Source organism: Agromyces arachidis (assembly GCF_052805135.1).
On record NZ_JBRBDK010000011.1, the window covers coordinates 46,539 to 58,216 of the forward strand.

Consider the following 11,678-nt stretch of genomic DNA (forward strand, 5'->3'; position numbering starts at 1 on the left):
ACCGCAGCGAGGCGTTTGACGCACGCGCGCGCGACGGAGCATGATCAGGATTGCGCGACGCCGCGCGGAATCCAGGTGCATGATGTCCGATCAGACGATCGGGGCGCCCTCGGCGCCCGACCTCCGGCCGCACGACCCGGCCCTGCTCGACCTGGCTCGCAGGCACGCGGCGAAGTGGCTCGAGGCCCTGCCCGAGCGGCCGATCCCGCCGCGCGCCACGGTGGACGAGGTGGCCGAGGCGCTCGGGCGGGAGCTGCCGGATCGCGGCGAGCCCGCCGACGAGGTGATCGAACGGCTCGCGGAGCGAATCGAGCCGGGGCTCATGGCGATGGGCTCGCCCCGGTTCTTCGGCTGGGTGATCGGCGGCGCCCAGCCGGTCGCGCTCGCCGCCGACTGGCTCGTGTCGGCGTGGGACCAGAACAACGGACTGCGGAACGTCACCCCCGGGACCGCGGCCGTGGAGGAGCTCGCCGCAGCGTGGGTGCTCGACCTGCTCGGGCTGCCCGCCGAGAGCGAGGTGGGATTCGCGACCGGGGCGACGACCGCGCAGTTCGCCTGCCTCGCGGCGGCCCGCGACGAGGTCCTGCGTCGCGCCGGTTGGGATGTCGCGCGCGACGGGCTGGCGGGCGGTCCGCGCGTGCGGTTCATCGTCGGAGCGGAGCGCCACGGCACGATCGACCTCGCCGGCCGATACCTGGGCCTCGGCGCGCCCGTGGCGGCGGCGTCCGACGAGCAGGGACGGATCGTCCCGGAATCCCTCCGCGAGGTCCTCGCCGCGGACTCGGGTCCGGCGGTGGTCTGCCTCCAGGCGGGCAACATCCACTCGGGCGCCTTCGATCCGTTCGCCGAGGCGTGCAGGGTCGCGCACGAGGCGGGCGCCTGGGTGCACGTCGACGGCGCCTTCGGCCTGTGGGCGGCGGCCTCGCCGCGCCTCCGGCCGCTCACCGTCGGGCTCGCCGACGCCGACTCCTGGTCGACCGACGCGCACAAGACGCTCAACGTCCCGTACGACTGCGGCATCGCGATGGTGCGCGACGGCGCGGCGATGCGGCATGCGCTGACCATGCACGCGAGCTACCTCCAGGCGACCGCGGAGGGCGCCGACCCGCACGAGAAGGTGGCCGAGCTGTCGCGTCGCGCGCGGGGCGTGCCGACGTGGGCGGTCCTGCGCACCCTCGGTCGCGAGGGCGTGGCGGACCTCATCGACCGGCTCGCCTCATCGGCGCGGATCATCGCCGAGGGCGTGGCGGCACTGCCGGGGGTCGAGGTCCTGAACGAGGTCGTGTTCACGCAGGTGTGCATCGCCCTCGAGGACGATTCGGCCACCGAGGCGCTGAGCGCGCGGCTGTGGGACGACGGCGAGGTCCTCGCGATGACCTCCCGGTGGCACGACCGCGCGGTCGTCCGCTTCTCCGTGAGCAACTGGGGGACGGATGCGGCGCAGGCGCACCGCACGGTCGAGGCGGTCGAGCGCGCACTCCGCGCCGTGCGCGCCGAACCCTGAGCGCGGTCCGGCGGCGATGTCGGCGGCATCCGTTTGAATGGGAGGATGACCGGCGCGCTCGACGAGTTCGCGCCCGCGACGCGGGCGTGGTTCACCGAGTCCTTCCGCGAGCCCACCGCCGTGCAGGAGGCGGCCTGGCGGGCCATCGCGCGCGGCGAGCACGCGCTGGTGGTGGCGCCGACCGGCTCCGGGAAGACCCTCGCCGCGTTCCTGTCGGCGATCGACCGGCTCCACCACGCACCCGCCGCCCTGGCCGATCCGGCGACGGGCGAGGTGGGCGACGCCGCCCAGCGCGGGACCCGGGTGGTGTACATCTCGCCACTCAAGGCCCTCGGCGTCGACGTCGAGCGGAACCTGCGCGCGCCGCTCATCGGCATCGCGCGGACGGCGGCGGCGACGGGGGCGTCGGTCCCCGAGGTGACCGTCGGCGTGCGGTCCGGCGACACGTCGCCCACCGATCGGCGTGCGCTCGTCAAGCGGCCGCCCGACATCCTGATCACGACGCCCGAGTCGCTCTTCCTGATGCTCACGTCGCAGGCCCGCGAGACCCTCGCCGGAGTCGAGACGGTCATCGTCGACGAGATCCACGCGCTGGCGGGCGGCAAGCGCGGCGCGCACCTCGCGCTGTCGCTCGAGCGGCTCGACGAGCTGGTCGCCGCACCGGTCCAGCGCATCGGGCTCTCGGCGACGGTGCGGCCCCATGAGGAGGTCGCACGGTTCCTCTCGGGCACCCGCCCGGTGACGATCGTCGCGCCGCCATCCGGCAAGCGGTTCGACCTGCGCGTGACCGTTCCGGTCGACGACCTCGCCGACCTGTCCGGAGACACCGGCGGATCCGTGTGGCCGCACGTCGAGGAGGCCATCCTCGACGAGGTGCTCGCGCACCGCTCCACGATCGTGTTCGCGAACTCGCGGCGCCTGGCGGAGCGGCTCACCGCGCGGCTGAACGAGCTCTGGGCCGAGCGGAACGCGCCGCCCGATGAGTCGACCGCCGAGTCCGAGCTCGAGGCGGTGTCGGCCTCCGCGACGCCCGGCGCCTCGGGCGGCGCGGCGCCGGTCGCACCCCGGCGCCCTCCCGCCGAGCTCGCCGGCGCATCCGGGATCACCGCCGGCGCCGAGCCCGTGATCGCCCGATCCCATCACGGTTCGGTGAGCAAGGAGGAGCGCGCGCTCGTCGAGGCCGACTTGAAGGCCGGCCGGCTCAAGTGCGTCGTGGCGACCTCGAGCCTCGAGCTCGGCATCGACATGGGCGCGGTCGACCTCGTCATGCAGGTCGAGTCGCCGCCATCCGTCGCGAGCGGGCTGCAGCGCATCGGCCGCGCCGGGCACCAGGTCGGCGAGGTCTCCAAGGGCGTGATGTTCCCGAAGCACCGGGCCGACCTGCTGCACTCGGCGGTCGTCGCCGAGCGCATGGTCGCCGGCGGCATCGAGCCGCTGCGGATCCCGGCCAACCCGCTCGACGTGCTCGCGCAGCAGACGGTCGCGGCCTCGGCGGTCGACGAGTGGGAGGTGGAGCACTGGTTCGACGTCGTCCGGCGTGCGGCGCCGTTCCACACCCTGCCGCGCTCGGCGTTCGACGCGACGCTCGACCTGCTCGCGGGCCGCTATCCGTCCGATCGGTTCGGCGAGCTCCGGCCCCGCATCGTGTGGGACCGCGATGCGGGTACGATCACCGGTCGCCGCGGCGCCCAGCGCCTCGCGGTCACGTCGGGCGGCACCATCCCGGACCGCGGGCTGTTCGGCGTCTTCATGATCGGCGATGCCGGTCCCGGCCGCAGGGTCGGCGAACTCGACGAGGAGATGGTCTACGAGTCCCGGGTCGGCGACGTGTTCGCCCTCGGCGCCACCAGCTGGCGCATCCAGGAGATCACGCACGACCGCGTCCTCGTCTCGCCGGCGTTCGGCGAACCCGGGCGTCTCCCGTTCTGGAAGGGTGACGGCATCGGCCGGCCGGCCGAGCTCGGCGAGGCGATCGGCGGGTTCATCGGCGAGCTCGCCGGCGCGGAACCGCCCGCAGCGCTCGAGCGCTGCACCGCCGCAGGGCTCGACGAACGCGCCGGCGCGAACCTCGTGCGGTTCATCGGCGACCAGCGCGACGCCACGCGCATCGTGCCCGACGACCAGAACCTGGTCGTCGAGCGGTTCCGCGACGAGCTGGGGGACTGGCGCATCGTGCTGCACTCGCCGTACGGCATGCGGGTCCACGCGCCCTGGGCGCTGGCGGTCGACGCGCGGATCCGGGAGCGCCTCGGCGTCGAGTCGCATGCGGTCGCGAGCGACGACGGCATCGTGCTGCGGCTGCCCGACACCGCCGACGACCCGCCCGGCAGCGAGCTGTTCGACTTCGAGCCCGCCGAGCTCGCGCAGCTCGCGACGGAGCGGGTCGGCGACTCGGCGCTGTTCGCCTCCCGGTTCCGGGAGTGCGCGGCCCGAGCGCTCCTGCTGCCGCGGCAGAACCCCGGCCGGCGGTCGCCGCTCTGGCAGCAGCGGCAGAAGGCGTCGCAGCTGCTCGAGGTCGCGCGCGACTTCCCCGACTTCCCGATCGTGCTCGAGGCCGTCCGGGAATGCCTGCAGGACGTGTACGACCTGCCCGCGCTCACGGCGATCGCCGAGCGCATCCGCGCGCGTCGCGTCAGGTTCGTCGACGTCGCGACCGACACGGCGAGCCCCTTCGCGGCGAGCCTGCTCTTCGGGTACGTCGGCGCGTTCATGTACGAGGGCGACGCCCCGCTGGCCGAGCGGCGCGCCGCCGCGCTCTCGCTCGACCCGGGGCTGCTCGCCGAACTCCTCGGCACGGTCGAGCTGCGCGAACTGCTCGACCCCGCGATCGTCGACGAGGTCGAGCGGATGCTGCAGCGCACGCACCCCGACCGGCGCGCCGACGGCGCCGAGGGCGTGGCCGACCTGCTGCGGGAGCTCGGCCCGTTGACGGCGCACGAGCTCGGCGAGCGCGTCGACTCCCAGACCGATGTCGCCGCCTCGGTCGGCGAGCTCGTCGCCGCACGCCGCGCCGCCGCGGTCCGGTTCGCGGGGAGCGACTGGTTCGTGGCCGTCGAGGACCTGAGCCGACTCCGCGACGCGCTCGGCGTGCCGATCCCGCCCGGGCTCCCCGAGGTGTTCGGCGAGTCGGTCGGCGACCCGCTCGGCGACCTCGTGAGCCGATACGCCCGTACGCACGGCCCGTTCGCCGCCCCTGCCGTCGCGGAGCGCTTCGGCATCGGCGTGGCGATCGCCCAGGCCGCGCTCGCGCGCCTCGCCAGCGACCGCCGGCTGGTCGAGGGGGCGTTCCTACCGCACGGCAGCGGTGCCGAGTGGTGCGACGCCGAAGTCCTCCGCCGGCTGCGCCGACGCTCACTGGCGGCGTTGCGGGAGGAGGTCGAACCCGTCGCTCCTCGGGAGTTCGCGCGGTTCCTGCCCGACTGGCAGCACGTCGGCGGTCGACTGCGGGGCGTCGACGGCGTGGCGGCGGTCATCGAGCAGCTCGAGGGGGTCCCCGTCCCGGCGTCGGCGTGGGAGACGTTCGTGCTTCCGGCACGGGTCGGCGACTACCGCCCCGAGATGCTCGACGAGCTCACCGCGAACGGCGAGGTGCTCTGGGTCGGTCGCGGGCCGCTCTCAGGAGACGACGTCTGGATCAGCCTCCACCTGGCCGACACCGCGAAGCTGACCATGCCGGCGGCGGTCGATCAACCGCTCGACGCGCTCGAGACCGAGCTGCTCGCGGTCCTCGGCGGCGGCGGCGCGTTCTTCTTCCGGCAACTCGTCGACGCCGTCGGCGGCACCGACGACCGCGCCGTGCTCGACGCGCTCTGGCGGCTCGTGTGGGGCGGGCTCGTGACCAACGACACCTTCGCGCCGGTCCGGGGCCTGCTCGCGGGAGGCGGCGCGCACAAGACGAAGGCCGCGGCGCCCCGGGCGCGAGTCCGAGGCCGAGCGGTGTCGCGACGGGCGCTCGCCGCGGCGGCGGCCGCGGCGGAGGGTGCTCGCGCCCCTCGCGCCGCCCCGCCCCGCGCCGCCGGCCGCTGGTCGGTGCTCCCGATGCCGAGCGATGCGGCGACCCCCCGCGCCCACGCGCTCGGGGAGACCCTGCTCGAGCGCTACGGCGTCGTGACCCGCGGCTCAGTGATGGCGGAGGACCTGCTCGGGGGCTTCGCGCTGGCCTACCGGACGCTCGCGGGTTTCGAGGAGTCGGGCCGGGTTCGCCGCGGGTACTTCGTCGACGGCCAGGGTGGGGCGCAGTTCGCCACGAGCGCCGCAGTCGACCGGCTGCGCCAGGCGCCGTCGGGAGGTGCGTTCGTGCTGGCGGCGACCGACCCGGCCAATCCGTTCGGCGCCGCGCTCGACTGGCCGGAGCCGACGGCGGAGCTCACCCATCGGCCCGCCCGCAAGGGCGGGGCGCTCGTCGCCATCGTCGACGGCGAGGCAGCGTTCTACCTCGAACGCGGCGGACGGACGGCCCTCGTCTTCACCGACGACCCCGAGGTGCTCGCGGCGGGCGCCTCCGCCCTCGCCGCAGCGCTGGCCCGAGGCCGTGGAGCGCGGTTCCGGGTCGAGTCGGTCAACGGCGACGGCGTCCACGGGTCGGTGCTCGACGCGCCGCTGCGCGCCGCCGGATTCCGGGAGTCGCCGCAGGGGCTCCGGTTCGAGTCGAGGAGCTGAGGCCGTGCCCGAGGGCGACACCGTCTTCCGTGCCGCGAAGCGGCTCGATGCCGCGCTGGCCGGGCGCGTGGTCACCCGGAGCGACCTGCGCGTGCCCGCCTTCGCGACCGTCGACTTCGCCGGCGACGCCATCCACTCGGTGGGAAGCCGAGGCAAGCACCTGCTGATGCGCATCGGCGACGCGGTGCTGCACACCCACCTCAAGATGGAGGGGGAGTGGCGCGTGCTCCGGCCCGGCCAGAAGTGGCCACGCCCGGCGTACCGGGCCCGGGCGATCGTCGAGACCGCGGAGGCCACCGCGGTCGGCTTCGATCTCGGCCTCGTCGAGGTCTTCGCCGCTTCCGAGGAAGCCGAGCGCATGGGCTACCTGGGTCCCGACCTGCTCGGCCCGGACTGGGATGCGGCGGAAGCCGGCCGCCGCCTCGCCGCCGCCCCCGACGTGCCCGCCGTCGTCGCACTGGCCGACCAGCGCAACCTCGCCGGCCTCGGCAACGTCCTGGTCAACGAGGTGTGCTTCCTGCGCGGCATCCGCCCCGACCGGCCGATCGGCGAGGTCGACCTCGCGCCGACGATCGACCTCGCCCGCCGGGTCATCTTCGCCAACCGCGACCGGCTCGAGCGCACCACGACGGGCGATACGCGCCCGGGGCGCCGACTGTGGGTCTACGGTCGCGAGGGCGAGCCGTGCCGTCGGTGCGGGACGCGCATCGCGCACGGGCGATTCGGCCGCAACGACGTCGAACTGCGCGAGACCTACTGGTGTCCGCACTGCCAGCCGTGAGCGACGCACCGGCCGGCGTTCGGTCAGGTGACCGGGCCGGTCCACTTCTCGCCCGGCCCCTTGCCGATCGGGTCGGGGATGGACGAGGCCTCGCGGAACGCGAGCTGCAGCGAGCGGAGGCCGTCGCGGAGCGAGCGGGCGTGCATGTCGCTGATCTCCGGTGCGCCCGCGGTGATCAGGCCGGCGAGCGCGTTGATGAGCTTCCGAGCCTCGTCGAGGTCGGTCTGCGACGCCGGGTCGTCCGCGAGCCCGACCTTCACGGCCGCCGCGCTCATCAGGTGCACCGACGCGGTCGTGATGACCTCGACGGCGGGCACCTCGGCGATGTCGCGCGTCGCGCCGGCGACCGCGTCGCCCTGGTCGTCGGCGGGGGCGTGCTCGGGCGCAGGCGTGGGCTCGGGCGAAGTGTCGGTCACCGGGGGATTCCTCTGCTAGACTACTGCGGGCTCCGGGGCCAGTCCCCGGTACGAAAGTGGAGAGACTCCCACCCGCGCATACCGCTTCATCAAGGTTACCGGGTCGTTCGCACTCCGCTTCCCCGCTCCGGCGGGGGAGTAGCAAGGGTGCCGCATGAGTCCGCGGTGCAGAACCGCTGGGATCATCGCGTGGATTTCCGCTCTCGTCCTCGGGCGGCATCCGTCTCCCGAGGAGCTGGAACCAGTTCGAGTAGAGGAGACACGCATCAGCGATCCGCGTACCAATGACCGTATCCGCGTCCCCGAGGTCCGCCTCGTGGGCCCAGGCGGAGAGCAGGTCGGCGTCGTGAAGATCGAGGTGGCACTGCGGCTCGCGCAGGAGGCCGACCTCGATCTCGTCGAGGTCGCGCCGAACTCCCGTCCGCCGGTCGTCAAGATCATGGACTACGGCAAGTACAAGTACGAGGCTGCGCAGAAGGCCAAGGAGGCTCGGCGCAACCAGGCGAACACGATCCTCAAGGAGGTCCGGTTCCGCCTCAAGATCGACAAGCACGACTACGAGACCAAGATGAAGCGCGCCGTCGGCTTCCTGAAGGCCGGCGACAAGGTGAAGGCGATGATCCTGTTCCGGGGTCGCGAGCAGTCGCGTCCCGAGATGGGCGTCCGCCTCCTGCAGCGCTTCGCGGAGGACGTGGCCGAGTTCGGCACGGTCGAGCACAACCCCACGATCGACGGCCGGAACATGGTGATGGTCATCGCTCCGCTGAAGAACAAGTCCGAGGCCAAGGCCGAGGCGAACGCACAGCGTGCTGCGGCGAAGCAGCGCCCCCCGGCCGAGGCCGAGGGCGACCAGTCGCAGTCGGCCGAGGCCACCGAGGCCTAGGCCAGTACGACGTCCGCCATCCCCGAGTGGCGGCAGAACCAAGGAGAAACACGAGATGCCGAAGCAGAAGACCCACTCCGGGTCCAAGAAGCGCTTCAAGGTCACCGGCAGCGGCAAGATCAAGAAGCAGCAGGCCGGTATGCGTCACAACCTCGAGGGCAAGTCCTCGGTGCGCACCCGCCGTCTGAACCAGGACAAGGTCGCCTCGGCGCCCGACACCAAGGTCATCAAGAAGCTGCTCGGTCGCTGAGCGACGAGACCCGATAAGGAAGTAACAGAGCAATGGCAAGAGTGAAGCGGGCGGTCAACGCCCACAAGAAGCGTCGGGTCATCCTCGAGCGCGCCGAGGGCTACCGCGGTCAGCGGTCGCGCCTCTACCGCAAGGCGAAGGAGCAGGTCACCCACTCCCTCGTCTACTCGTACAACGACCGTCGTGCCAAGAAGGGCGACTTCCGTCGCCTCTGGATCCAGCGGATCAACGCGGCCGCGCGCCAGAACGGCATGACCTACAACCGCCTCATCCAGGGCCTCGGCCTGGCCGGCATCGAGGTCGACCGCCGCATCCTCGCGGACCTCGCGGTCCACGAGCCCGCGACGTTCGCCGCCCTCGTCGAGTCCGCCAAGCAGGCGCTCCCGAGCGACGTGAACGCTCCGAAGGACGCGGCGTAGCCCCGTCCTCCGGTCCGAACGGCCCGGCACCCTTCGCGGGTGCCGGGCCGTTCGCCGTCGTCGGGGGGATGGCGCGCCATGCCGCGCCATCCCCGTCGGTCAATAGACTGACGGCATGCTGGAGAACCCGAGGTCGCCGCGCGTGCGGGCCGTCGCGAAGCTCGCGAAGAAGCCCGCACGCGTCGAGACGGGCATGTTCCTGCTCGAAGGGCCGCAGGCCGTCGCCGAGGCGCTCACGTTCCGCCCGCAGCTCGTGGTCGAGCTGTACGCCACTCCGACCGCGCTCGAACGCTACGCCGACATCGGCGACACCGCGATCGATGCGGGCGTCGACGTCGAGTTCGTGTCGGAGGAAGTGCTGAACGCGATGGCCGACACGGTCACGCCGCAGGGCTTCGTGGCCGTGTGCCACCAGTTCCCGACCGCGGTGAAGGACGTCTTCGCGACGAAGCCCACGCTCGTGGCCATCCTCGAGGAGGTGCGCGACCCCGGCAACGCGGGCACGATCGTCCGTGCAGCGGATGCCGCGGGCGCCGACGCCGTCGTCTTCACCGGCCGAGCGGTCGACCTGTACAACCCCAAGGTGGTCCGCTCGTCGACCGGATCGATCTTCCACCTTCCCGTCGCCGTGGGCGCGGAGCTGGAGGACGTGCTGGCGCGCGCCCGCGAAGCCGGGCTCACCGTCCTCGCGGCCGACGTGAAGGGCGAGGACCTGCTGGCCGCGCGCCGCGAGGGGCTGCTCGAGCGACCGACGGCGTGGCTCTTCGGCAACGAGGCGCGCGGGCTGCCCGACGAGAAGCTGGAGCTCGCGGACCGCGTGGTGACCGTGCCCATCTACGGCAACGCGGAGTCGATGAACCTCGCGACGGCGGCCGCCGTCTGCCTCTACGAGAGCGCCTTCGCCCAGCGCGACGTCTAGGTCACGAAACGGTAAACCCCCCGGCGTGCGGGTGGCCGCGGGACGGCGCCGAGCCCTAGTTTGAGGGGTATGCCTCCGGCCGACACCGCTCCGCCCACGTCGAACATCTCGGTCCGCCGCGGCGAACCGCTCGTGGTGATCGACCACGTCGACAAGCACTTCGGCGACCTCCACGTGCTCAACGACATCAACACGGTCGTCAACCGCGGCGAGGTCGTCGTCGTGATCGGGCCGTCGGGCTCGGGCAAGTCCACGCTCTGCCGTGCCATCAACCGGCTCGAGACGATCGACTCCGGCACGATCACGATCGACGGTGAGAAGCTGCCCGAAGAGGGCGCGGGGCTGGCGAAGCTGCGCGCCGACGTGGGCATGGTCTTCCAGTCGTTCAACCTCTTCGCCCACAAGACGGTGCTCGAGAACGTGACGCTGGCGCCGATCCGGGTCAGGAAGGTGCCGCGCAAGGAGGCCGAGGCGAAGGCCATGGAACTCCTGGAGCGAGTGGGCGTGGCGAACCAGGCGCAGAAGATGCCGGCGCAGCTCTCCGGAGGGCAGCAGCAGCGCGTCGCGATCGCCCGGTCGTTGGCGATGAACCCCAAGCTCATCCTGCTCGACGAGCCCACGAGCGCGCTCGACCCCGAGATGATCAACGAGGTGCTCGACGTGATGGTCGGCCTGGCCGAGCAGGGCATGACGATGATCGCCGTCACCCACGAGATGGGATTCGCCCGCAAGGCGGCCGACCGCGTGCTCTTCATGTCCGACGGGAAGATCGTCGAGGAGGCGACCCCGGCCGAGTTCTTCGACCACCCCAAGACCGACCGCGCGAAGGACTTCCTGTCGAAGATCCTCGAGCACTAGACCTCCGCGGCCACGAGCTGCGGGGAACCCGAACGAACCACGAGAGATGAGGCACGACATGAGACGCAGCAGAATCGCACTCGTCGCGGCGGCCGCCGCGAGCGCACTCCTGTTCACCGGCTGCGCCGGCGGCGGCGACGACGCGGCCGAGGAGCCCACCGTCGAGGAGGCCCCCGAGTTCGAGGAGGGCACGACGATGGCCGATCTCGCCGAGGCGGGCACGGTCACGATCGGCACGAAGTTCGACCAGCCGCTGTTCGGCCTCGTCGGTCCCGACGGCGTGCCCGTCGGGTTCGACGTCGAGATCGCGAAGATCATCGCCGGCGAGCTCGGCATCGCGCCCGAGGACATCGAGTGGGTCGAGACGGTCTCGGCCAACCGCGAGCCGTTCATCGAGAACGGCGAGGTCGACTTCGTCGTCGCGACCTACACGATCAACGACGACCGCAAGCAGGTCGTCGACTTCGCCGGGCCGTACTTCGAGGCGGGCCAGTCGATCCTGGTCCTCGAGAGCAACGAGGACATCCAGTCCGAGGAGGACCTCGTCGGACAGCCGGTCTGCTCGGTGAGCGGCTCGACCCCGGCCCAGAACCTCCGCGACCTGGGTGCCGAGGTGATCGAGACCGACACCTACAGCAACTGCCTCGAGCCGCTCCGCAGCGGCCAGGCCGTCGCGGTGTCGACCGACAACGTGATCCTCGCGGGCCTGGTCGACCAGAACCCCGGCGAGTTCAAGGTGGTCGGCGACCCCTTCACCGAGGAGCCCTACGGCATCGGCCTGATGAAGGGCGATGACGAGTTCCGGGACTTCATCAACGACGTCCTCGAGGCGGCGTACGAGGACGGACGCTACGAGGAGGCCTGGGAGGCCACCGCGGGCACCGTGCTCGAGTTCCGCGACCCGCCGGCCGTCGACCGGTACTGATCCCGTCGGGGGGGGGTCGGCCGTCTAACACCAGACCCCACCCCAACCCCCCTCCCACCCCGCC

The 11,678-nt window shown here is 72.5% G+C and carries 10 protein-coding genes; 9 read left to right on the forward strand and 1 reads right to left on the reverse strand.

Annotation, left to right across the window (positions count from 1 at the left end; all coding sequences use genetic code 11):
• Positions 1–82: 82 nt before the first annotated feature.
• From ACUY4T_RS13360 to ACUY4T_RS13370, 3 genes are read left to right on the forward strand one after another with little or no spacing between them, the layout of a single operon-like run.
• Positions 83–1,504, forward strand: a complete 1,422-nt coding sequence (locus tag ACUY4T_RS13360; RefSeq protein ID WP_446019455.1) for a pyridoxal phosphate-dependent decarboxylase family protein — start codon at positions 83–85, stop codon at positions 1,502–1,504.
• 45 nt (positions 1,505–1,549) lie between these two features.
• Positions 1,550–6,163, forward strand: coding sequence for an ATP-dependent helicase (locus ACUY4T_RS13365; RefSeq protein WP_446019456.1), 4,614 nt, complete (start codon positions 1,550–1,552; stop codon positions 6,161–6,163).
• A gap of 4 nt (positions 6,164–6,167) precedes the next feature.
• A complete protein-coding gene (locus tag ACUY4T_RS13370; RefSeq protein WP_446019457.1) occupies positions 6,168–6,944 on the forward strand; it encodes a DNA-formamidopyrimidine glycosylase family protein in 777 nt (258 codons plus the stop codon).
• Positions 6,945–6,967: 23 nt separating this feature from the next.
• On the opposite strand, the gene ACUY4T_RS13375 is transcribed toward ACUY4T_RS13370, so the two are convergent.
• On the reverse strand, positions 6,968–7,270 hold the full coding sequence (locus ACUY4T_RS13375) for a DUF1844 domain-containing protein (protein ID WP_446019463.1): 303 nt from the start codon (positions 7,268–7,270) through the stop codon (positions 6,968–6,970).
• A gap of 355 nt (positions 7,271–7,625) precedes the next feature.
• On the opposite strand from ACUY4T_RS13375, the gene infC reads away from it, so the two are divergent.
• The 6 genes from infC to ACUY4T_RS13405 all read left to right on the forward strand — a co-directional run bounded on the left by infC (position 7,626) and on the right by ACUY4T_RS13405 (position 11,614).
• Positions 7,626–8,243, forward strand: a complete 618-nt coding sequence (gene infC, locus ACUY4T_RS13380) for a translation initiation factor IF-3 (RefSeq protein ID WP_446019464.1) — start codon at positions 7,626–7,628, stop codon at positions 8,241–8,243.
• Positions 8,244–8,298: 55 nt separating this feature from the next.
• Positions 8,299–8,493 (forward strand): 50S ribosomal protein L35, encoded by a 195-nt coding sequence (rpmI, locus tag ACUY4T_RS13385; RefSeq protein WP_067949205.1) that lies wholly within the window; start codon positions 8,299–8,301, stop codon positions 8,491–8,493.
• A 32-nt stretch (positions 8,494–8,525) separates the two neighbouring features.
• Positions 8,526–8,912, forward strand: a complete 387-nt coding sequence (rplT, locus tag ACUY4T_RS13390) for a 50S ribosomal protein L20 (protein WP_446019458.1) — start codon at positions 8,526–8,528, stop codon at positions 8,910–8,912.
• 115 nt (positions 8,913–9,027) lie between these two features.
• Positions 9,028–9,831: a TrmH family RNA methyltransferase gene (locus ACUY4T_RS13395; protein ID WP_446019459.1), complete on the forward strand. Its 804-nt coding sequence runs from the start codon at positions 9,028–9,030 to the stop codon at positions 9,829–9,831.
• A 69-nt stretch (positions 9,832–9,900) separates the two neighbouring features.
• A complete protein-coding gene (locus ACUY4T_RS13400; protein ID WP_446019460.1) occupies positions 9,901–10,689 on the forward strand; it encodes an amino acid ABC transporter ATP-binding protein in 789 nt (262 codons plus the stop codon).
• Between the two features lie 58 nt (positions 10,690–10,747).
• A complete protein-coding gene (locus tag ACUY4T_RS13405) occupies positions 10,748–11,614 on the forward strand; it encodes a glutamate ABC transporter substrate-binding protein (RefSeq protein ID WP_446019461.1) in 867 nt (288 codons plus the stop codon).
• Positions 11,615–11,678: the final 64 nt, after the last annotated feature.

What these genes read in the sequence shown, in the direction of transcription:
- ACUY4T_RS13360 (WP_446019455.1), top strand. Translation starts at nt 83, where the DNA reads ATGTCCGATCAGACGATCGGGGCGCCCTCGGCGCCCGACCTCCGGCCG.
- ACUY4T_RS13365 (WP_446019456.1), top strand. Translation starts at nt 1,550, where the DNA reads ATGACCGGCGCGCTCGACGAGTTCGCGCCCGCGACGCGGGCGTGGTTC.
- rpmI (WP_067949205.1), top strand. Translation starts at nt 8,299, where the DNA reads ATGCCGAAGCAGAAGACCCACTCCGGGTCCAAGAAGCGCTTCAAGGTC.
- rplT (WP_446019458.1), top strand. Translation starts at nt 8,526, where the DNA reads ATGGCAAGAGTGAAGCGGGCGGTCAACGCCCACAAGAAGCGTCGGGTC.
- ACUY4T_RS13395 (WP_446019459.1), top strand. Translation starts at nt 9,028, where the DNA reads ATGCTGGAGAACCCGAGGTCGCCGCGCGTGCGGGCCGTCGCGAAGCTC.
- ACUY4T_RS13400 (WP_446019460.1), top strand. Translation starts at nt 9,901, where the DNA reads ATGCCTCCGGCCGACACCGCTCCGCCCACGTCGAACATCTCGGTCCGC.
- ACUY4T_RS13405 (WP_446019461.1), top strand. Translation starts at nt 10,748, where the DNA reads ATGAGACGCAGCAGAATCGCACTCGTCGCGGCGGCCGCCGCGAGCGCA.